The sequence below is a fragment of the Bradyrhizobium sp. AZCC 2230 genome, from assembly GCF_036924495.1.
GTDB classification, from domain to species: domain Bacteria; phylum Pseudomonadota; class Alphaproteobacteria; order Rhizobiales; family Xanthobacteraceae; genus Bradyrhizobium; species Bradyrhizobium rifense.
The window spans coordinates 8199070-8220449 of sequence record NZ_JAZHRS010000001.1 but is presented as its reverse complement, the minus strand read 5'-3'; the positions used below and the strand labels follow the sequence as shown (position 1 = coordinate 8220449).

Below are 21380 nucleotides of genomic sequence, written 5' to 3'. Positions count from 1 at the left end.
CCGATGAACAAGCTGTCCAATCTGTCATGACTTGCCGATATGTAACGCGCGGAATTCGAACGTGGCATCGCCGAGAGCTCACCTATTGATGTTGCGATGGAGGGTTCGATGAAGATGATGTCCTGGTCGCGTTACCACCTCCTGCCAAATTCGTTGTCGCGCGCCGCTCGTCGCTGTGGCGCTGCGAAGCTGCTCAAGATCCGGCAACGCGAACGCCTGGCGCATCAGCCGACGCCCAAACCTGGCCCGGCGCCGAAGCCAGCATGACCGCCCGATTGCTTGTCGAATGACCGTCAGCAGGCTACTCCAGTCCTGCTGTCGTCTTGTCCGGCATTCCAGGGATCACTGTCCGATGCTCGCCCCGCAAAGTCGCTACTACGAATCCCACGGCCTGCGGCTGCATTATGCCGACTGGGGCAATGAGGACGCGCCGCCGCTCATCCTGGTTCATGGCGGCCGCGATCATTGCCGGAGCTGGGACGCCATCGCCCGCTCGCTGCAACCGCATTTTCACGTGATCGCGCCCGACCTGCGTGGCCACGGTGATTCCGACTGGACCAAGGGCGGCAGCTACGCGCTGACGGAATATGTCTACGATCTCGCCCGGCTCGTGCGCAGCATCGCAGCGCCTCAAGTGACGCTCATCGGCCATTCGATGGGCGGCATGGTGAGCCTGATCTTTTCAGGCTCATTCCCCGAGCAGGTCACGAAGCTCGTCGTGCTCGACGGCGTAACGATGTTGCCTGACACGCCGAAGCCTCCGACGCATGAGCGCATCGGCAGATGGGTCAGCCAGCTCGACAGGCTGCACGATCGAACGCCGCGCCGCTATGCGACCCTCGAGGATGCGGCCGCGCAGATGGCGCTTCACAACAAGCGCCTCGCCCGCGACCTCGCACTACACCTCGCCACGCACGGCGCGCGGCAGAACGCGGATGGCACCTATAGCTGGAAGTTCGATCCCTATCAGCGCGCCTCCGCACCGCACCGGCTCTGGCCGGACGACCACGTCGCGCTGTGGTCGCGCATCGCCTGCCCCACGTTGCTGCTCAATGCCGGCGAAAGCTTTCTCGCCGGCGCTCGGTCGGCGGGACTGGAGCGCTATTTCCAGCAGGCGCGGATCGCAACCATCGCCGGTGCCGGGCACTGGCTGCAGCATGACAAGCCGGCGGAGGTGCTGGGTGAGATCCGACGGTTTTTGGGGCTAGCCGAGCTATCGTAGGGTGGGCAAAGGCGCGACAGTGCCGTGCCCACCATGCATCCAGCTTGTACGATAGAAGTGGTGGGCACGCTGCGCTTTGCCCACCCTACGGCGTCGATTGCGCGGCTGAGCTTTATCCACGTCATTGCGAGTTGGGACCGTAGCGAAGCAATCCAGACTGCCAACGCGGAGGGATTCTGGATTGCTTCGCTGCGCTCGCAATGACGGATGGGGCTAGCTCAACGTTCCCGCATGCACCCACCAGCCGGGATGATCGCGCCGAATCGTCTCGGCAGCGGCATGCGCCTCCGCGGACGCGCCGTAGATCGCAAAGCAGGTCGCGCCCGAGCCGGACATGCGTGCCAACTTGACGCCGGCGGAGTCACGCAAGGCTTCCAGCACGTCACCGATGACAGGTTCGATGCGCAGCGCAGGGGCTTCGAGATCATTGGCGACGGTGTCGAGAACATCGACCCAATCGGCAATCGACCCGCCCTGCTCCGGCCAGGCCGGAGATTCGAGCACGTCAGTGGCGCCGACCAGAAGCTCGCCGTTGCGCAGGCCCAACTCCCTAAACACGTCCTTGGTCGCAACCGGCACGCGCGGATTGACCATCACGCAGGGCATGCTCGGCAGTGCCAGCGGCAGCAATTGCTCGCCGACGCCGGTCATGTCGCAGGCGCGCGAGAACAGGCACACCGGCACGTCGGCGCCGGTCGCGAGCGCGACCTCCTGGAGCCGGAGATCATCGAGTGACAGATTGTTGAGACGCGCAAGCAGGCGCAGCGCCGCCGCGGCATCGGCCGAACCGCCGCCGATACCGGCAGCGACCGGCAAGACCTTGTCGAGCGCGAAGGCGCCGAGCTTCAAATTCGGCACCGCGTCAGCCAACAATTTTGCGGCCTTGAACACGAGATTGTCTGAGGTCTCGCCGCAGGCCGCGGCAAGCGGCCCCGTGGTCGCAAGCCTGAGCTCGCCACCCGGTTCCAGCGTGAGCCGGTCGGCACAATCGGCAAACGCAACCACGCTTTCGAGATCATGATAGCCGTCGGCACGACGGCCGACCACGCGAAGGCTCAGATTGACCTTCGCGCGCCCTTCTTCAACCAACGCCGGCATCGGCGATACGCCCCCAGTTACTTGGATCAACCGCCCTTGCCGTCGTCCTTCTTCTTGTCCGCCTGCGCGGCCGAAGAGTTCGAATTGTCATCCGTCATGCCGTTGGCGATCTTGGCCTCGATCTTGGGCAGATCGTCCGGCTCGGGCTTGAGATCGCGGGCATGCGCCCACTGGAATTTTGCTTCCAGCGTGCGGCCGACGCGCCAATAGGCGTCACCGAGATGGTCGTTGATGGTGGGATCCTCGGGCTTCAGGTCGATCGCGCGCTCGAGGTTCTTCACCGCCTCTTCGTAATTGCCGATGCGGTAATAGGCCCAGCCGAGGGAATCGACGATGTAGCCGTCGTCGGGCCGCTGCTCGACGGCACGCTTGATCATCTTCATGCCTTCGTCGAGGTTCACGCCCTGGTCGATCCAGGAATAGCCGAGATAGTTGAGGACATGCGGCTGGTCGGGCTGCAGCTCGAGCGCCTTCTTCATGTCGGCCTCGGCCTTGCCCCACTCCTTGGTGCGCTCCTCGCAGATGCCGCGGTAGTAATACCAGACGCTGTTGGCCTTGTCGTTGCCGGCCGGCAGCACGTCGATGCCCCGCGAATAGGTCGCGCCGCAGTCGCCGAACTTCTTGCGGCCGCGCTCGAGATTGCCGAGCGCCATGATGGCTTCGAGATCCTTGGAGTCCTCGGCGGTCACGCCCTTGAGGATCTTGATCGCCTCGTCGGTGCGGTCGGCGGAATCCAGATCGATGGCGAGCTGGATCTGTGCGTTGCGCTTCAGCGGCGAGCTCGACGGGACGCGCTCATAGATCTTGATGGCCATCTGCGGCCGCTTCACCGATTCATAGAGGTCGGCCAGCGAGAGCAGGGCCAGCGGATGAGTGGGCTGGAGATAGAGCGCGAGCTGGAGATAGACCAGCGCCAGATCCTCGCCGCCGCGGCGGGTCAGCGTGGCGCCGATGCCGTAGAGCGCCTCGGCCGCACCGGCTTGCGCGGAATCGACCAGCGACGGCAGCTTCTTGCCGGCCTTGATCTCGCGCAGGCCTTCCACGATCAGCGGATGACGGGCGAGCTTCTTGTCGAAGGCTTCATAGACAGCGGTCGCCGAGGCGGCGTCCTTGTTGCGCGACAGCCAGCGCGCATAGGCCTCGCTGACGCGCAGCATGGAATCGTCGAGCTTGTAGGCGCGCTCGAAGCGGACGCCCGCGTCCTTCTCCTTGCCGGCGTTCTCGAGGATCATGCCGGCGTGCAGGTCCTTGAACAGCGGATACCATTCCGGGCCCGCCAGCTTGTCGATGGTCGCGACCGCGCCCTTGGCATCGCCCGCGCCATAGGCGGCCCAGCCGGACAGCAGCGTTGCGACCAGATCGGTGATCGGTCCGCGAATCGACTGGTTGATGTTGCTCTGCGCGCTCGGATATTTCTTCATCTTCAAGTCATGCACGCCGACCACGAGGCGCGCGACGCGATTGGTCTTGTCGATGGTGAGGATACGGTCGGCGAGCTTGACCGCTTCCTCGATGTCGCCATCGCCGACCGAGGCGATGAAGGCGCGGTCGAGCAGCTCGTTGTTCTTGGGGTCGCTCCGCAGCGCTGAGCGGTAGAAGGCGGCGGCCGAGGTCGCGTCGCGCTCGACGGCGGCGTGGCGGGCGGCGAGATAGCTGCCGGCGGTGGTGAGCGACTTCAGATCATTTCGGGTCGGAAACTGCGCCGCCGTGTCGGCCGGATGATCCGGCGTCTGCGCCAGCACGCCGCCGGGGACCGCCACGATCGCGGAGCCGGCAAGGGCGATGGCAGCAGCAGTCCAGCGGTTGAAACGATTTGAAAACATCAGGGCTCGCCTTGAGTTGGTAGTGCCTGGGTTTGAAGCAAAAGGCCGTCTCGCACGCGAACGCGGCCGGCGACATGGGACCCGGAACCGTCGGGTCGGACAATGCCGCTTTTGGCGCTTCACCGCAAGGATTCGGACCGCGCGATCCCCTCCGCGCGCCCCAAATCGACCAAGAGGGCCCCAAGACGCCGCTACTGTGGCCTTATCGTGGCCGCGGCCGGTGGCCGCAGCCCGATCCTCACGCGAACGTGCGCTACATCACCCTTCGGACCTATTTGGTCGCCTGGCGCACCCTTACATCGCCTCGTAGTTCGGACCGCCGCCGCCCTCCGGAGGAACCCAGGTGATGTTGCCGTTGGGGTCCTTCACGTCGCAGGTTTTGCAGTGGACGCAGTTCTGGGCATTGATCTGGTAGCGCGGGCTCGCGCCCTCCTCGACCCACTCATAGACGCCGGCCGGGCAATAGCGGTTCGAGGGGCCGGCGAAGACGTCATGCTCGGACATCTTCTGGAGGTTCATGTCGGCCACCCGGAGATGGATCGGCTGATCTTCCTCGTGATTGGTGTTGGACAGGAACACCGAGGACAGCTTGTCGAACGAGATCTTGCCGTCAGGCTTCGGATAGTTCTTCGGCGCGTGTTGCTTGGCCGGATCGAGCGTCGAGCGATCAGGCTTGGCATGCGACTGCGTGCCGAACAGCGAGGTGCCGAACAGCGTGTTGAACCACATGTCGAAGCCGCCGAGCGCCACGCCGAGCACGGTGCCGAACTTCGACCACAGCGGCTTGACGTTGCGGACCAGGAACAGATCCTTGCCGACCGGCGAGGACCGCCACGCGTTCTCGTAATCGACGATCTCGTCATTGGCGCGATCGGCCGCAAGCGCGGCCGCGACATTTTCAGCGGCGAGCATGCCGGTGCCCATCGCATTGTGCACGCCCTTGATGCGGGGCACGTTGACGAAGCCGGCCGCACAGCCCACCAGCGCGCCGCCGGGGAACGTCAGCTTCGGCACCGACTGGTAGCCGCCTTCGGTGATGGCACGCGCGCCATAGGCAAGGCGCTTGGCACCTTCGAAGGTGCCACGGATCGACGGGTGGGTCTTGAAACGCTGGAATTCGTCGAACGGCGACAGATACGGATCGTCGTAGTTCAGATGCACGACGAAACCGACGGCGACAAGATTGTCGTCGTAATGATAGAGGAACGAGCCACCGCCGGTCTTCAGGTCGAGCGGCCAGCCGAACGAATGCTGGATCATGCCCTTCTGGTGCTTGGCGGGATCGATCTGCCAGACTTCCTTGAGGCCGATGCCGAACTTCGCCGGCTCGCTCTTGGAATCGAGCGCGAACTTCGCGATCAGCTGCTTTGTCAGGCTGCCGCGCGCGCCTTCGGCGAACAGCGTGTACTTGCCGAGCAGCTCCATGCCGCGGGTGAAGGAGTCCTTCGGCTTGCCGTCTCGGCCGATGCCCATGTCGCCGGTGGCGATGCCCTTCACCGCGCCCTTTTCGTCATAGAGCACTTCGGCGGCGGCAAAGCCCGGATAGATCTCGACGCCGAGCGCCTCGGCCTTGCGCGCCAGCCAGCGGCAGACATTGCCGAGCGAGCCGATATAGCAGTGATGGTTGTCCATCAGCGGCGGCATCATGAAGCCCGGCAGCTTGATCGCGCCGCCGGCCGTCATCCAGTAGAAGCGGTCGTCCTTGACTTGCGTCTTCAGCGGGCAATCGGAGTCCTCGCGCCAGTCCGGGATCAGCTTGTCGAGCCCGGCCGGATCGATCACGGCGCCGGAGAGAATATGCGCACCGACCTCGGAGCCCTTCTCCACCACGACGACGTTGAGATCGGCATTGATCTGCTTCAGCCGGATCGCCGCGGCCAGGCCCGAGGGGCCGGCGCCGACGATGACGACGTCGAATTCCATCGATTCGCGCGGGGGAAGTTCTTCGGTGCTCATCTGATCTCAGCCCTTGAGACGGTTCCTTGTCATTTGCGCTCCCTTGTTTCCGATTTTTCCGGGTAGGACAACCACGGAAATGCGTTCCGCTGGGATGCAAGGCGCCTTAAGATGAACTAATAGTCTGACTTTCCAAATGATCCCCGAGCGCGCACCCACCGTCCGAGAGCTTCTCGCCTTCTATCTGGAGGCCGGAGTCGACTGCGCGCTCGCCGAGGAACCGGTCGACCGCCTGGCGGAATTAGACGCCCCGCCGCCGGCCCCGCGCGCGGCGCCGGTCGAAGCACCGCGGCCAGTCGCCGCGCCTGCGGCGATGCGCGGCGAGGTGGCACCGGCGCCCGACGTCGCCATCGCCTCGGCTCGCGAGGCCGCGCGCACCGCGCCGACGCTCGAGGCCTTGCGCGAGCTCATGCAAAACTTCGAGGGCTGCGCGCTAAAACACACTGCGACGCGGCTGGTGTTCGCCGACGGCAATCCGCAGGCGCGCATCATGTTCGTCGGCGAGGCGCCGGGCCGCGACGAGGATATCGAGGGACTGCCGTTTGTGGGACGCAGCGGCAAGCTGCTCGATTTGATGATAGGAGCAATAGGCCTCAACCGCACCACGGCCTATATCACCAACGTCATTCCCTGGCGGCCGCCCGGTAACCGCACGCCGACGCCGCAGGAGACGCAAATCTGCCTGCCCTTCATCCAGCGCCACATCGAGCTCGTGAACCCCGACGTGCTGGTGACGCTCGGCAATCCCTCGACGCAGACGCTGCTCTCGACGCGCGAAGGCATCATGCGGACGCGCGGACGCTGGTTCGACTACGACACCGGTCAACGCACCATCCGCGCGCTGGCGACCTTCCACCCGGCCTATCTCTTGCGCTCGCCGTCCTACAAGCGGCTGGCTTGGCAGGATTTGCGTGCGATCGCGAAGGTACTGGCGGGCTAGCGAGCTCTCGTAGGGTGGGCAAAGCGAAGCGTGCCCACCATCTTTATCTCGACAACGGATAGCTTTGACGGTGGGCACGGCGCTCCGCGCCTTTGCCCACCCTACGATTGCTGCGTTTGTCGCTACGTCCCCTTCGGCCGCACGATGGCCCAGCCGATGCGCAGGAGTTGCTGGCGTCCGGTCACCAGCCATTCGAAGGCGCGCGGCACTTCCGGCACGATGCCGGGAAAGCGCGCAAGGATTTCGGGCGGCGGGGTGCCGGCGGTATCTGAGGCGCGCCAGACCACGACACCGCCGGTCTCGCTGAATTTTGCCTGTGTCAGCCACGGCGTACGCGCCGGCGCAGCGTCGATAAACAGATGCGGCCGGTCGGAGTGCAGCGCAATCAGGCTCGCAAGCTCGGTTTCACCTGCGACCGCGCGCAGACGATGGTTGGTGCGGCGGGCAAAGCTGTCGTCAAAAAAGTCCGAGATCGCGCGCGCCGGCATCGATGTCGCGATCTCGCCGGTGCCGCTCCAGGGCAGGAACAACACAGCCAGCGCGACACCGGCGGCGGGCGCCACGACGGCCGCCAGCCACACCGTGCGCAGCATCCGGGCGCGGCGCATTGCGATGAGATCGCCGGCCACGACGACCATGGCGAGGCCCGACATGACCAGCACCACGCCGGCACCGCCGACGACGGCATCGAAACCGAACAGGCCGGAGATCAGGACCGCACCGAGCGCGGGCGCGAGCGCAAAGAAATAGACGAAGTTGCGCGCGAGCGGTTCGACTGGCGGCCGGTAGATGATCGGCGCCTCTTCGCTCTTGCCGGCGAACAGGGGCGTGTTGAGGAAGGTCAGCACCGGGACCGCCACCGCACCGAGGACGAGCCCGCCGAGCAGCCAGGCGGCGTGGAGCGCGCGGGCGCTGAGGTCGGCCATTTGCGGCGGGGCCGGCAGCACAAGGGTTTCGGCGCGCATCAGCCAGACGGCATAGGGCAGCGCCAGCACGGCGACGACGACGAGCGCGAAAAGCGGATCGAGCGCGCGCAGCGTCCGGCGGCCTCCGGCGGTCGAGAGCGCGAAGATGACAAGCAATGCGAGCAGGAAGATCGCGGCCGGCGTGGTCAGCAGCAGCAGGCCAGCCTCGATCGACCAGGCGAACCAGGCATTGCCGCGGCGCTGGCCGATGATCTGCCAGGAATGCAGCAGCAACAGTGTCCACAAAGGCCGCGCCAGCACCAGGGGGCCGAAGTCGAGCGCGGACGAGGAGAAGGCCAGCACTGTCATGGTCAGAAGCACGGCGAGCACCGCCTGCTGGGTGCCGACCACGGCACGGGCCAGGTGATAGAGCGTGATGAAGGTCGCGATCTCGCATATCTCGGCCAGGACATAGACGCCGAACATGTGGCCGACGGCGGCGCGATAGGCGATATCGGCGAGCCAGACCGACAGCGGCGGGCCAAGATCAGTGCCGACCTGGTACTCCCTGCCGAAGGCCAGCACGGTCGCAAGGCTGCCGGGCGGGCTGCGGTAGAACAGAAGCGCCACCAGCAGCCACATCGCGGCTTGCGCGAGCACGGCAATCCAGACGATCAGCCGCGGCCGGGCGCGAATGAGCTCGATGACCAGGGAGGTAAACCGCATGCAACGCCCGCAAGATGCAGCCAACCCGTCCAGCCGGCCCTATTCGATCACGTCCGTTTTGATAAAGGGCGCCACGCGTCGTGGCAACGACAGTCTACTCTAGAGACCCGCCGAAGCATCGATTTCAACTGTGGTCTCCACCTGCGCCTCGACCTCGGTGACCTCGAACAGGTCCCGCACCGGTTCGACGGTCCAGGGCATGTGCTTGACGCGGGCGGCGACGACGGGGGCAAAGAAGCTGCGGTGATGGACGGTGGGGCCGAGGCGATCGAGCGCGTCGAGATGCTCGGGCACGCCGTAGCCCTTGTGCTGCTCGAAACCGTAGCCGGGGCAATCCTGCGCCAGCGCGCACATCAGCCGGTCGCGCGTCACCTTTGCGACGATGGAAGCGGCCGCAATCGACAGCACGATGCCGTCGCCGCCGATCACGGCCTCGCAGTCGCAAGGCGTATCGAGCCGGTCGCGGCCGTCGACGAAAACGTGCTTCGGCAGCTCGGGCAACGCGACCACCGCGCGCTTCAGCGCCCACAGCGAGGCGCGCAGGATGTTGTCGCGGTCGATGCGGGAGCGTGAGGCAACGACGACCGAGACTTGCGCGGTGGCGCAGATCTTGTCGAACAGTTTTTCGCGCTCTTCCGCCGTCAGCCGCTTCGAATCGTCAATGCCGCGCGGAATGCGGTCGGGGTCGAGAATCACCGCGGCCGCCACAACCGGGCCGGCGAGCGGCCCGCGGCCGGCCTCGTCACAGCCTGCGATCGGCCAGACGCCGCGCTTGATCAGTGCTCGCTCGCGACGGAAGCTTGCCTTCGCGGGCGTCTCCTTAATTGGTGTCTTGGCGGACTTGTCCCGAATCATGGCCGGGATCGTGCGCAAGCCGACCCGCTCGCGCAACCGGGAACCCCACGCAATTCCCGTTATTCAGGTCGGCCGCCCTACTCCGCCAGATGCACCCGCTGGTCGTCGCCGACATTGATGCCGGGGGCGACGACGACCTCCCAGGGATGACCGTCGGGATCGGCAAAATAGCCGGAGTAGCCGCCGTAATCGGTTTCGTGCGCGGCCTTCAGCAGCGTTGCTCCCTTCCCGACGACAAACGCCAGCACCGCATCGACCTCCTCGCGCGTCGCGCAGTTCCAGGCGAGCGTGACGCCGCGGAAGGTCGCTGGCCTCGGCTGGTCCGCCAGCCTGGCGTCGGCTGCGAGCTGGTCCCAGGGAAACAGGCCGAGCACCGGGCCGCCGGTGTCGAAGAACGCAACGACCTCGCCCGTCGCCTTCAACCGGCGCGAAAAGCCGAGCGCGTCGTAGAAGGCGATGCTGGCGCGGATGTCGCTCACGCCAAGCGTGATCACCGTGAGCCGCGGCACCGGCGGCGTAAGTTCCTTACTCATCACACACCTCGTTCGCCCCGCGCCCTAGAACAGGCTGAGCTGCTCGCCGTTCTGTTTCGGCCGGGCAAAATGATCCGTGGTCAGCTTCGCGCGGCGCTTGTTGAGCCCGAGCCGGTCGCACGCGATCTCGAAGCGGCGGCCGATGGTCCAGGCCATCGGTCCCGTACCCTTCATGCGCTCGCCCCATTTCGCGTCGTAATCGCGGCCGCCGCGCATGTCGCGGATCAGCGTGAAGACGTGGCGATAGCGGTCCGGATAGTTCGCCATCAGCCATTCGCGGAAGAGATCGCGTACCTCGAGCGGCAGCCGCAGCAGCACGTAGGAGGCTTCCTTGACGCCGGCGTGGGCAGCCGCGTCCAGAATGCGCTCGATCTCGGAATCGTTCAGCGCAGGGATCACGGGCGCGACCATCACGGTGGTGGGAATGCCGGCATCCGAGAGCTGCTTCAGCGCCTCCAGCCGCTTCGGCGGCGTCGAGGCGCGCGGCTCCATGGTGCGCGCGAGTTTTGGGTCGAGCGACGTCACCGAGATCGCGACCTTAGCGAGGTTGCGCTTGGCCATGCGCGAAAGAATGTCGATATCGCGTGTGACCAGCGCGGACTTGGTGACGATGCCGACGGGATGGCCGGCGCGCTCCAGCACCTCCAGAATGCCGCGCATGATTTTGCGCTCGCGCTCGATCGGCTGATAGGGATCGGTATTGGTGCCGATCGCGATCATCCGCGGCTCGTAGCCTGCGGCCGCGAGCTCCTTCTCGAGCAGCGCCGGCGCCTCGGGCTTCACGAACAGCTTTGACTCGAAGTCGAGCCCTGGCGACAGGCCGAGATAGGCGTGCGTCGGCCGCGCGAAGCAGTAGACGCAGCCGTGCTCGCAACCACGATAGGGATTGATCGAGCGGTCGAAGCCGATGTCGGGGGAGTCGTTGCGGGTGATCACCTTGCGCGAGGTGTCCACGCCGACCGTCGTCTTGAACGGCGGCAGCTCCTCCAGGCTCTGCCAGCCATCATCGAAGGCGACGCGCGCCTCGGCCTCAAAGCGGCCGCCGGCGTTGGACTGTGCGCCACGCCCTCGCCGGCGCGCGCGGTCGATGACAACGCCAAGCTCTGGGAAATCAGAAGGCGCACCCGCCGGCTCGGAGGGCGCCGTGACCGGCGGGTGCTTGAGAGCAGAAGAAGAAGCTGGACTCATGAAGCCAAGATAGCACGTCATAAGAACAAATCAAGAACGCAAATGAAAAACGCGAAAACAACCCCATGCACAGTAGAGCTGCCCAAACTTCGCGCGCTGACCTTTGACCTCTCGCAACACCGCGTGACCTCGATTCCGTTTGATGCGGCTGAAGGATCGATCTCGCCGGAACTCGGTTGATGACGATCCCGGGGTGAAGGTCGGCATGAACATGACAAATCAACAACAATGGCGTGCGGCGAGCAGCGACCTCGATCTCCTCGATCGCTACTGGCGCGCCGCGAACTACCTCTCGGTCGGGCAGATTTATCTCCTCGACAATCCGTTGCTGCGCGAGCCGTTGCGGCCCGAACACATCAAGCCGCGTCTGCTCGGCCATTGGGGCACGACGCCGGGGCTGAACTTCATCTACGCCCACCTCAACCGCGTCATTCGCGCGCAGAACCTCGACATGATCTATGTCTGCGGTCCCGGCCATGGCGGCCCGGGCATGGTCGCCAACACCTATCTCGAGGGCAGCTACAGCGAGATCTATCCAGACATTCCGCGCGATGCGGACGGATTGCGAAAACTTTTCAGGCAGTTCTCCTTCCCCGGCGGCATCCCGAGCCATGCGGCGCCGGAAACGCCGGGCTCGATCCACGAAGGCGGCGAGCTCGGCTACGCGCTGGTGCACGCCTATGGCGCGGCATTCGACAATCCCGACCTGATCGTCGCCTGCGTCGTCGGCGATGGCGAGGCCGAGACCGGCCCGCTCGCGGCGTCCTGGCACTCCAACAAGTTCCTCAACCCCGCCCATGACGGCGCGGTGCTGCCGATCCTGCATCTCAACGGCTACAAGATCGCCAATCCGACCGTGCTCGGCCGGATGCCAGACAGCGAGATCCGCGATCTCTTCCGCGGATTCGGCCACGAGCCGCTGTTCGTCGAGGGCGACGATCCCAAATTGATGCACCGGGCGATGGCCGATGCGCTCGACGTCGCGCTCGCCAGCATTCGCTCGATTCAGCAGCACGCCCGCGACGGACGCAAGAGCGTCGAGCGGCCGCGCTGGCCGATGATCGTGCTGCGCAGCCCGAAGGGCTGGACCGGCCCGAAGGAGGTCGATGGCAAGAAGGTCGAAGGATTTTGGCGCGCGCATCAGGTTCCCGTCGCGAACTGCCGCGAGAACCCCGCGCATCTGAAGATTCTCGAAGACTGGATGCGCAGCTACGAGCCGGACAAACTGTTCGATAACAGCGGCGCGCTCATTGCAGAGCTTCAAGCACTGGCGCCCGACGGCCAGCGCCGTATGGGCGCCAATCCGCACGCCAATGGCGGCCTGCTGAAGAAGGAACTGAAGCTGCCGGACTTCCGCAGCTTCGCCGTCGACGTGCCACAGCCCGGCGGCGTGACGGGAGAAGCAACGCGCGAACTTGGTAAATTCCTGCGCGACGTCATCCGTCTCAACGCACAGGAGCGCAACTTCCGCCTCATGGGCCCGGACGAGACCGCGTCAAACCGGCTCGATGCCGTATTCGAGGCCACCGAACGGGTGTGGATGGAGCCGATCGAATCCTACGACGTGCATCTCGCGCAGGACGGCCGGGTGATGGAGGTGCTCAGCGAGCATCTCTGCCAGGGCTGGCTCGAGGGCTACCTGCTCACCGGACGGCACGGCTTCTTCTCTTGCTACGAGGCCTTCATCCACATCGTGGATTCCATGTTCAACCAGCACGCCAAATGGCTGAAGGTGACGCGGCATCTGCCGTGGCGACGACCGATCGCCTCGCTCAACTATCTCCTGACCTCGCATGTCTGGCGGCAGGACCATAACGGCTTCAGCCATCAGGACCCCGGCTTCGTCGACCTGGTCGCCAACAAGAAGGCCGACATCGTCCGCATCTATTTCCCGCCTGACGCCAACACGCTGCTGTGGATCGCCGATCACTGCCTACGCACCTACAATCGCATCAACGTCATCGTCGCGGGCAAACAGCCGGCGCCGCAATGGCTCTCGATGCAGGAGGCGGCGACGCATTGCGACGCCGGCATCGGCATCTGGACCTGGGCCGGCAACGACGAGGCCGACGGCGAGCCCGACGTCGTGATGGCCTGCGCCGGCGACGTGCCGACGCTGGAGACGCTCGCCGCGGTCGATCTGCTGCGCAAGGCGCTGCCGGATCTCAAAATCCGCGTCGTCAACGTCGTCGACCTCATGACGCTGCAGCCGAAGGAGCAGCATCCGCACGGCCTGAGCGATCGCGACTTCGACAGCCTGTTCACATCGGACAAGCCTGTCATCTTCGCCTATCACGGCTATCCTTATCTGATCCACCGGCTGACCTATAACCGCACCAACCATGCCGGCATGCATGTCCGCGGCTTTGCCGAGGAAGGCACCACGACCACGCCGTTCGACATGGTCGTGCTCAACGGGCTCGACCGCTATCACCTGGCGATCGAGGCCATCGAGCGTGTGCCGGGGCTCGCGACCAAGGCCGCACAGGTGAAGCAGCAATTCCGCGACGCGCTGATCGAGCATTCGCGTTACGTGCGCGAGCACGGCGAGGACATGCCTGTCATCCGCGACTGGGTCTGGCCGGGCAAGATGGGCTGACCGCATGACGGCCTCCGACGCAGTCCTCGTCCTCAACGCCGGCTCGTCGAGCATCAAGTTCGGCCTGTTCGAGATCTCGGCGGCCGAACCTGTCCTGCTCTGCAAAGGCCTGCTCGACGAGCACGAGGCGAAGCCGCGGCTGGTAGCAAAGAGTCCATCAGGCGAAACGTTATTTGAGAAGCAGAGAGAGGAGCCGGATGCGGCCGGCGGTCATCTGTTCGCCGACGTGCTCGCCTTCATCGAGGACCGCTTTGGCCATGGGCGCCTGCGCGCCGTGGGGCACCGGATCGTCCATGGCGGTCCGGATTATTCAGGCCCGGTTGAACTAAATGAAGAGGTCTACACGAAGCTCGAGGCGCTGACGCCGCTGGCGCCCTTGCATCAGCCGCGGTGCCTCGCACCGGTCCATACTGTAAGGACGATCAAGCCTGACCTGACCCAGATCGCTTGCTTCGACACCGCCTTCCACCACGGTATTGCCCCGCCCGCGAGCCGCTTCGCGATCCCGCGGCACTACGAAGCACGCGGCCTGCGACGCTACGGCTTTCACGGACTCTCGTTCGAATATGTCTCGGGTCGTCTCGCCCACATCGCACCGGAGCTTGCCGCCAAAAGAACCGTGATCGCCCATCTCGGCAATGGCGCCAGCCTGTGCGCGTTGCGTGACGGCCGCAGCGTCGACACCACGATGGGGCTGACGCCGCTCGACGGCCTGGTGATGGGCACGCGTTGCGGCGCCATCGATCCTGGCGTGCTGCTCTATCTGCTCCAGCACGAAAAGATATCGATCGAGGATTTGCAGCATCTGCTCTATCACGAGTCCGGGCTGCTCGGCGTCTCCGGCATTTCCGCGGACATGCGCACGCTGCTGGCGAGCAGCGAGGATTCGGCGCGGGAGGCGGTCGATCTCTTCACCTTTCGTGCCGCGCAGGAGATCGCGATGATGGCGAACACGCTGGGGGGACTGGATGCTCTCGTGTTCACCGGCGGCATTGGCGAGCATGCCAAGGAAATCCGCAGGAGCATCGGCGAGCGGCTTGCATGGCTCGGCGTGCGTATCGATGCCGCGGCAAATGACGCGGCGCGCGAGCGCATCAATGCAGACAACAGCGCTATCGATGTGCTTGTCATCCCGACTAACGAAGAACTGACGATCGCACGGCATTGCGTTGCGGTGCTGCAAGCCACGAGGACAGTATCGTAGGGTGGGCAAAGCGGAGCGTGCCCACCACCTTTTGTAATGCTGGACCAGTGGTGGGCACGGCGCAAGTGCGCCTTTGCCCACCCTACGATACCGGACTCGCGGAGGTACAGGGCGCGACAACGCGCAGCTCAGCGCTCAGTGAATCCCGGCAAAAATCTGGATGCAGCCGATCACGACCTCGATCACGATCAGCACCACCACCGCGATTTCGAGTCGCAGCGAGCGTTGCGTATCGATGATGTCGGTCAGCGCATCGGCCGTCTCCGCGACGACCGTGAGCTTGCGCTCGAGCGTGTCGAGACGTTCCTTCAGCTCGTACTCGTCTTCGAGACGCGCATAGAGCCGGTCGAGCTGCGGCTTTTCCCAGAGCGCGTCGGGCTTTTCGGCAACCGCGACGCGGCCGGCGACGCGCTGCTGGACCAGCAGCGCGTTGCCGATGAGCTGCAGGATGCCCTTGCGCCGCCGCGACGTCCGGCCCTTCTCGGCGAGCTCGCGCGCAAAGGGCTCGATGACGTCGAACACCGCAGCGACGCGCCGCTCGTCGCGCGCCAGCGACGTGCTCTTGGCGAGTGCGTCCGCGATCAGCAGCAGCCGCTCGTCGGAAAACTTGGAGAGGTTGATCGGCCCGCCCGGCTGGATCGCCTCGGCGTTTTCGTCGTGGCAAAGCTGCGCCTGCGCGGTCTCCTCCTCATGAGGGCTGAGCTCGCCAGTCACGCGAGACTTCAGACCGTCGAGCAACACCTTCTCCTCCGACGGCAGAAGGCCGATCAACACCACGACGCCGTAGCGGAAGATCACGGCAAGGCCGCCATGGACCCGGAAGGCAGCGGGTGTCGAGGAGACCGTCGGCCCGATCTCGAGCCCCGACGGATTGATGCGTTCGCCGAGCATCACCGCGCGGATCCGCAAGGTCGGCGCGGCCGCCGGCTTCGGCGCTGCAGGCGTCGCAGCAATGGGAAGTTGATCGGCGTTCATTGGACTTAATCTCGCTCCTGCGCCACGGCGGCTGCACGTTTTTCCCGTCCGCCCGGGGACGGCGCCGTCACCCCGACGATATCGGCAGAGAAACGGCCCGTTTGAAGCTCGCGAAACCGAAAATCGCCGAAACATTCGGCAATTTGACCACCCTGCGCGCGACATATTCGGCGGCGATGGGCTCACGGAGTTTACCATCGCACGCCAAGCGGCCTGCGAAAAGTTGCACTCGGCAGCGCAGCGTGTTTATGACAACATCATAACGAGTTACGCTTCTCCCGAATTGCGGACATCGAAGTCTCAATCATGCTGAGCGTCATCATTCCGACCGAAGGCGTCGAGCAGACCGCGGTCGCAACCCTGGCCGCGCTGGTCCCCGGTGCCGCGGCAGGCATCATCAAGGAAGTTCTGCTGGTCGACGGCACAAGCAACGGCGTCATCGAGCGCGTTGCCGACGTCGCCGGCTGCCGTTTCGTCGGCTGCGAGGGATCTTCGCAAGGTGCTGCGCTCGCCGCCGGCGCGCTCCAGGCGCGTTCGCCCTGGCTGATGTTCCTGCCTGCCGGCGCCGTGCTGGATACCGGCTGGATCGAGGAGACCACCCAGTTCATCCAGGCCGTCGCGGCCAGCGGCCGGGACCGTGCGGCGGTGTTCCGCTATGCCCGCTCGCCTTACGCCGATACCGGCTTCCGCGACGTCCTGTGGTCCGTGGCACGCAAGCTGGTCGGCCCCCTTGGTGATCAGGGGCTTTTGATCGCGCGGGATCATTACGACCGGATCGGCGGCTATCCGCCCCAGGCCCGCCGGTCCGAGGCGAGGCTGCTCAGGCGGCTCGGGCGCTCCTCCCGGACAATGTTGCGCAGCCGGATCGTCATGGTCGCGTGAGGGCACCAGATACTTGCCAAAGTCAAATAATTACTTGACAATGGCAATCATCGAGGTGTCCCATGCCATTCGACGGTACCGACGACCAGATCGCAGCGGTTCGCGCCTTCAACCGCTTCTATACCCGCAAGCTCGGCGTGCTCGACCAGCACCTGGGGAACAGCCCATTTTCGCTCAGCGAGGCTCGCGTGCTCTATGAGCTCGCGCATCGCGACGACCTTGCAGCAAAAGAGATCGGAAACGAGCTCGGTCTCGATCCAGGCTATCTCAGCCGCATCGTGCAAAGCTTTGACGAGAAGGGACTGATCACACGAAAGCCGCTGCCCGCGGATCGCAGGCAATACCAGCTCAGCCTCACCGCCAAGGGCCGGCAGACTTTCGCCAAGCTGAGCCTGAGCTCGCAAAACGAGGTCGCCGCCATGCTGGCTCAGCTTTCGGCCGGCGATGCAACGCGGCTGACGCAGGCCATGGCGACCATCGAGAACGTGCTGGAGCAACGCCAGAGCCAGCCCGCTTCCGTCGTGCTGCGCAGCCATCGCATCGGCGACATGGGCTGGGTCATCTCCCGGCAGGGCGCCGCCTATGCTGCGGACTACAACTGGGACATCAGCTACGAGGCGCTGGTCGCCGAGATCTGCGCACAGTTCATCAAGAATTACGACGCCGCGCGCGAGCACTGCTGGATCGCGGAAGTCGGTGGCGAGCCGGTCGGCTCGATCTTTCTGGTCAAGGCCACGGACGAGATCGCAAAACTCCGCCTGTTGCAGGTGGAGAAGAAAGCGCGCGGGCTCGGTGTCGGCCGCGCGCTGGTCGAGCAATGCATGCAAGGCGCGCGCGAGAGAGGCTATCGCCGCATGACGCTATGGACGCAGAGCATCCTGGTTGCCGCACGCGGCATCTACCAGAGCGCAGGATTCAAGTTGGTCGCCACCGAGCCGCATCGGAGCTTTGGGCAGGATCTGATTGGCGAGACCTGGGAGCGGGATCTTTAGCGATCTCACAGCGAGCGATATGCGCATGAATGTGCCCTCGCCCCTTGCGGGAGAGGGCATCTCCGCTGGACGACACGAACTCATTCGGGTGAGGGGTATCTCTCCACGAGCCAGGAATCGTAGGGTGGGCAAAGGCGCATGAGCGCCGTGCCCACGGACCCAGCATTGCGGATCGAGATCGTGGGCACGCTTCGCTTTGCCCACCCTACGATACCTTGTGCTTGGCTTGCGACTGATGCTCGCGCACCCGCGCGCTCACACCGTCGCGCCCTGCGCCTTCGGCCTGCGCAGATGCTCGTCCAGCCGCGGCATGATCTCGACGAAATTGCAGGGCCGCGTGCGGTAGTCGAGTTGCGCAGCAAGAATGCCGTCCCAGCCGTCGCGGCAGGCGCCGGGCGAACCGGGCAGGCAGAAGATATAGGTGGCACCCGTTACGCCCGCGGTGGCGCGGCTCTGGATCGTCGACGTTCCGATCTTGGCGTGGCTCAGCATGTGGAAGGCGATCGAGAAGCCGTCCATGCGCTTCTCGAACAACGGCTCGATCGCCTCCGGCGTGACGTCGCGCCCAGTAAAACCCGTGCCGCCGGTGGTGATGACGACGTCGACGCCGGCATCGGCCACCCAGCGGCGGATCACGGCGCGGATCGCCTCGACATCATCGGTGACGATCTCGCGCGCGGCGAGTTGATGGCCGGCTGCAGCGAGACGATCGACAAGCGTCTGGCCGGACTTGTCATCCGCGAGCGCACGCGTGTCGGAGACGGTGAGCACCGCGATGTTGAGCGGGATGAATTGTTTGGTTTCGTCGATGGAGGCCATTGCTCATTCCTCTCGTGTCCCGGACGCGGCGCAGCGCGCTAGCAGTGCACTGCAGAGCCGGGACCCATTGTGAGAAACGCAAGGACCGGCAAGATTGGCCCCGGACGCAGCGCACCGCTAAAGAAGCGCTGCGCTGCGTCCGGGGCACGAGACCTTCGCTACGGCCCGCCGCTGCCGAACGTGTTGCAGGCCTGCAGATTGCCCTGCTGATAGCCGGTCATGAACCACTGCTTGCGTTGCGCGGCCGAGCCGTGGGTGAAGGAATCGGGCACGACGCGCCCCGTAGCCTGGCGCTGCAGCGTATCGTCGCCGATCGCGCTCGCCGTGGTCAGAGCGGCATCGATGTCGCCGGCTTCGAGGAAGTTCGGACGCTTCTTCGCCTCGCGATTGACCCAGACGCCGGACAGACAATCGGCCTGGAGCTCGACCTTCACCTGCAGCGCATTGGCTTCGGCCTTGCTGCCGGCCTGCTGCTGCAATCGCGTCACCTTCGGAATGATGCCGAGCAGGTTCTGGATGTGATGGCCGGCCTCATGCGCGATGATATAGGCGGTGGTGAAATTGCACGCCGACTTTCCGGAGCAGCCGCGGAAGCGCGTCTCGACCTCGCGGAAGAAGCCGGTGTCGAGGAAGATGGTGCGGTCCGGCGGGCAGTAGAACGGACCCATCGCCGACTCGGCCCGGCCGCAGCGGCCGCCATTGGTGGCGTTGCGGAACAGCACGACCTTCGGGCCGGTGTAGGACTGGCCGCTGGCCTGGAAGATCTCGCTCCAGCGATCGTCGATCTCGCCGAGGATTCCGGAGATCATGCTGCCCATCTCGTCGGTCGGCGCGCCGCGCTTGGCCTGGGAAGACGGACGGTCGCTCTGGTAGCTCGGCGCCTGGCTGCCACCGGTGAGGATCTCGGCGCCGCCGATCAGGATGCGCGGATCGATGCCGAAGGCATAGCCGACCAGGCCGAGCACGATGATGGTTCCGATGCCGAGGCCGCCACCGCCCATCGGCAGACCGAACCCGCCACCGCCTCCACCGCCGCCGAACCCACCGCCACTGTCGTCGCGACGATCCTCGACGTCGTCGCTGCGGCGGAAATCATCGTAGCGCATGGCGGGCTTCCCTCAGGTCGGCGATTGCATGGCGTGGGCACGCGGAAACGCGAAACCCTCAACGCGCCACATACCTAAAATTTCCATTGCGTTAATCAATATCCCGCTCGGCAATTATTGCCTAGTGCGACGGCGTGCGACGCCAGCAATTTTTTCCGAGGGCCAAGCATTTTTTTCCGAGGGAAATTTGGAGTCTTTTGCAGCTCCAGCCACTCCCGCAACGCGAAGAAGCGCGAAACACACTGCAAAACACGGCAAATGCGCACGGCGACTCGCGCGCCACGCGCGATGGCCGGTCTGCTCACGAAAGCGGCGGGTTAAGTCGATTTTTACTTTGCCGCTTCATTGTAACGGTCAGTCGGTTGTTTGGTCCCGCGTCGCCGACAGCGTCGCCTGAGTCAGAGTTCTTGAGTCATGGTAGTGTCGCGTCGCGGGGCGTCTGCAAGGGCGCCCCGCACAAATTTTGAGTCCGCTTCGCACAGCATCATTCTCGGTGATTGCGTCGCCGAGATGTCGAAGCTTCAGGCAGGTAGCGTAGATCTGGTGTTCGCCGATCCGCCCTACAATCTGCAGCTCAAGGGCGATCTCAAGCGCCCCGACGAATCCCATGTCGATGCCGTCAACGACGACTGGGACAAGTTCGATTCATTCTCCGCCTATGACGATTTCACCCGCGCCTGGCTGCTGGCCGCGCGCCGCGCGATGAAGCCGTCGGCGACGATCTGGGTGATCGGCTCCTATCACAACATCTTCCGCGTCGGCGCGATCATGCAGGACCTCGGCTTCTGGCTCCTGAACGACATCGTCTGGCGCAAGACCAACCCGATGCCGAATTTCCGCGGCCGCCGCTTCACCAACGCGCACGAGACCATGATCTGGGCTGCGCGCGACGAGAAGGCCAAGGGCTACACCTTCAATTACGAAACACTGAAGGCGGCCAACGAGGACGTGCAGGCACGTTCCGACTGGCTGATCCCGCTCTGCACCGGCGAGGAACGCCTGAAGGGCGCCGACGGCAAGAAGGTGCATCCGACGCAGAAGCCGGAAGGGCTGCTCGCGCGCGTGCTGCTGTCGTCGTCGAAGCCCGGCGACCTCGTGATCGATCCCTTCAACGGCACCGGCACCACCGGCGCCGTCGCCAAGCGCCTCGGCCGCTCCTATATCGGCTTCGAGCGCGACAAGACCTACGCGAAGGCCGCTGCCGCGCGCATCGCCGCGGTCGAGCCGCTGCCGGAAGAGAGCCTCGCCCCGTTCATGACCGCGCGCGAAGCACCTCGCGTGGCGTTCTCCGAGCTGATCGAGCGCGGCATGATCATGCCCGGCGCAAAACTGTTCGACGCCAAGAAGAAGCTTGGCGCGCTGGTCCGTGCCGACGGCGCCATCATGTTCGGCGACAAGGTCGGCTCGATCCACCGCATGGGCGCGGTGGCGCAAGGCGCGGCAGCCTGCAACGGCTGGACCTTCTGGCACGTCGAGACCAAGAAGGGTCTCAAGCTGATCGACGAGCTCCGCGCCGAGATCCGCGCGGGCATGGCGGAATAGCCGAGCCCTGTGCTC

General features: G+C 65.0%; 19 protein-coding genes. 9 read left to right on the top strand and 10 right to left on the bottom strand.

Translation table 11 applies throughout. From position 1 onward, the window contains the following. The first annotated feature begins 108 nt into the window (after nucleotides 1-108). Together V1280_RS39165 and V1280_RS39160 are read left to right on the top strand one after the other, a co-directional pair. Nucleotides 109-267, top strand: a complete 159-nt coding sequence (locus V1280_RS39165) for a hypothetical protein (RefSeq protein WP_334535932.1) — start codon at nucleotides 109-111, stop codon at nucleotides 265-267. Between the two features lie 85 nt (nucleotides 268-352). Beyond that, nucleotides 353-1222 carry an alpha/beta fold hydrolase gene (locus V1280_RS39160; protein ID WP_334535931.1) on the top strand — a complete coding sequence of 290 codons (870 nt, stop codon included), beginning with the start codon at nucleotides 353-355 and terminating at the stop codon, nucleotides 1220-1222. A 213-nt stretch (nucleotides 1223-1435) separates the two neighbouring features. Here V1280_RS39160 and V1280_RS39155 read toward each other — a convergent pair whose 3' ends face one another. From V1280_RS39155 to V1280_RS39145, 3 genes are all read right to left on the bottom strand, one after another. Further along, nucleotides 1436-2320 (bottom strand): 4-(cytidine 5'-diphospho)-2-C-methyl-D-erythritol kinase, encoded by an 885-nt coding sequence (locus V1280_RS39155; protein ID WP_334535930.1) that lies wholly within the window; start codon nucleotides 2318-2320, stop codon nucleotides 1436-1438. Between the two features lie 26 nt (nucleotides 2321-2346). Continuing rightward, complete coding sequence (locus tag V1280_RS39150) at nucleotides 2347-4143, bottom strand: tetratricopeptide repeat protein (protein WP_334535929.1); 1797 nt, start codon at nucleotides 4141-4143, stop codon at nucleotides 2347-2349. A gap of 294 nt (nucleotides 4144-4437) precedes the next feature. Then, nucleotides 4438-6099, bottom strand: a complete 1662-nt coding sequence (locus V1280_RS39145; RefSeq protein WP_334535928.1) for an electron transfer flavoprotein-ubiquinone oxidoreductase — start codon at nucleotides 6097-6099, stop codon at nucleotides 4438-4440. Between the two features lie 136 nt (nucleotides 6100-6235). On the opposite strand from V1280_RS39145, the gene V1280_RS39140 reads away from it, so the two are divergent. Next, nucleotides 6236-7039, top strand: a complete 804-nt coding sequence (locus V1280_RS39140; protein WP_334535927.1) for a uracil-DNA glycosylase — start codon at nucleotides 6236-6238, stop codon at nucleotides 7037-7039. Between the two features lie 122 nt (nucleotides 7040-7161). On the opposite strand, the gene V1280_RS39135 is transcribed toward V1280_RS39140, so the two are convergent. The 4 genes from V1280_RS39135 to V1280_RS39120 all read right to left on the bottom strand — a co-directional run bounded on the left by V1280_RS39135 (nucleotide 7162) and on the right by V1280_RS39120 (nucleotide 11246). Then, nucleotides 7162-8670: a glycosyltransferase family 39 protein gene (locus V1280_RS39135; protein WP_334535926.1), complete on the bottom strand. Its 1509-nt coding sequence runs from the start codon at nucleotides 8668-8670 to the stop codon at nucleotides 7162-7164. 99 nt (nucleotides 8671-8769) lie between these two features. After that, nucleotides 8770-9525: a ribonuclease HII gene (locus V1280_RS39130; protein WP_334535925.1), complete on the bottom strand. Its 756-nt coding sequence runs from the start codon at nucleotides 9523-9525 to the stop codon at nucleotides 8770-8772. A gap of 77 nt (nucleotides 9526-9602) precedes the next feature. After that, complete coding sequence (locus V1280_RS39125; RefSeq protein ID WP_334535924.1) at nucleotides 9603-10058, bottom strand: VOC family protein; 456 nt, start codon at nucleotides 10056-10058, stop codon at nucleotides 9603-9605. Between the two features lie 24 nt (nucleotides 10059-10082). Beyond that, nucleotides 10083-11246, bottom strand: a complete 1164-nt coding sequence (locus tag V1280_RS39120; RefSeq protein WP_334538520.1) for a PA0069 family radical SAM protein — start codon at nucleotides 11244-11246, stop codon at nucleotides 10083-10085. Between the two features lie 42 nt (nucleotides 11247-11288). On the opposite strand from V1280_RS39120, the gene V1280_RS39115 reads away from it, so the two are divergent. From V1280_RS39115 to V1280_RS39105, 3 genes are read left to right on the top strand one after another with little or no spacing between them, the layout of a single operon-like run. After that, the gene (locus tag V1280_RS39115; protein ID WP_334535923.1) at nucleotides 11289-11426 is read left to right on the top strand and encodes a hypothetical protein; all 138 of its coding nucleotides are present in this window, start codon (nucleotides 11289-11291) and stop codon (nucleotides 11424-11426) included. Between the two features lie 31 nt (nucleotides 11427-11457). Continuing rightward, nucleotides 11458-13845, top strand: a complete 2388-nt coding sequence (locus tag V1280_RS39110; RefSeq protein ID WP_334538519.1) for a phosphoketolase family protein — start codon at nucleotides 11458-11460, stop codon at nucleotides 13843-13845. Between the two features lie 4 nt (nucleotides 13846-13849). Next, nucleotides 13850-15049 carry an acetate/propionate family kinase gene (locus tag V1280_RS39105; RefSeq protein ID WP_334535922.1) on the top strand — a complete coding sequence of 400 codons (1200 nt, stop codon included), beginning with the start codon at nucleotides 13850-13852 and terminating at the stop codon, nucleotides 15047-15049. A gap of 135 nt (nucleotides 15050-15184) precedes the next feature. Here the strand turns inward: V1280_RS39105 and V1280_RS39100 are convergent, their stop codons facing one another. Beyond that, the gene (locus V1280_RS39100) at nucleotides 15185-16024 is read right to left on the bottom strand and encodes an RMD1 family protein (protein ID WP_334535921.1); all 840 of its coding nucleotides are present in this window, start codon (nucleotides 16022-16024) and stop codon (nucleotides 15185-15187) included. 306 nt (nucleotides 16025-16330) lie between these two features. On the opposite strand from V1280_RS39100, the gene V1280_RS39095 reads away from it, so the two are divergent. Together V1280_RS39095 and V1280_RS39090 are read left to right on the top strand one after the other, a co-directional pair. Next, a complete protein-coding gene (locus V1280_RS39095; protein ID WP_334535920.1) occupies nucleotides 16331-16906 on the top strand; it encodes a glycosyl transferase in 576 nt (191 codons plus the stop codon). Between the two features lie 62 nt (nucleotides 16907-16968). Further along, entirely contained in the window at nucleotides 16969-17898 is a 930-nt protein-coding gene (locus tag V1280_RS39090) for a bifunctional helix-turn-helix transcriptional regulator/GNAT family N-acetyltransferase (protein WP_334535919.1), read from the top strand. Nucleotides 17899-18153: 255 nt separating this feature from the next. Here the strand turns inward: V1280_RS39090 and moaB are convergent, their stop codons facing one another. Then, nucleotides 18154-18717, bottom strand: coding sequence for a molybdenum cofactor biosynthesis protein B (gene moaB / locus V1280_RS39085; RefSeq protein ID WP_334535918.1), 564 nt, complete (start codon nucleotides 18715-18717; stop codon nucleotides 18154-18156). Between the two features lie 158 nt (nucleotides 18718-18875). After that, the gene (ypfJ, locus tag V1280_RS39080; protein ID WP_334535917.1) at nucleotides 18876-19823 is read right to left on the bottom strand and encodes a KPN_02809 family neutral zinc metallopeptidase; all 948 of its coding nucleotides are present in this window, start codon (nucleotides 19821-19823) and stop codon (nucleotides 18876-18878) included. Nucleotides 19824-20237: 414 nt separating this feature from the next. On the opposite strand from ypfJ, the gene V1280_RS39075 reads away from it, so the two are divergent. After that, the gene (locus V1280_RS39075) at nucleotides 20238-21365 is read left to right on the top strand and encodes a site-specific DNA-methyltransferase (protein WP_334535916.1); all 1128 of its coding nucleotides are present in this window, start codon (nucleotides 20238-20240) and stop codon (nucleotides 21363-21365) included. The last annotated feature ends 15 nt before the right edge of the window (nucleotides 21366-21380 follow it).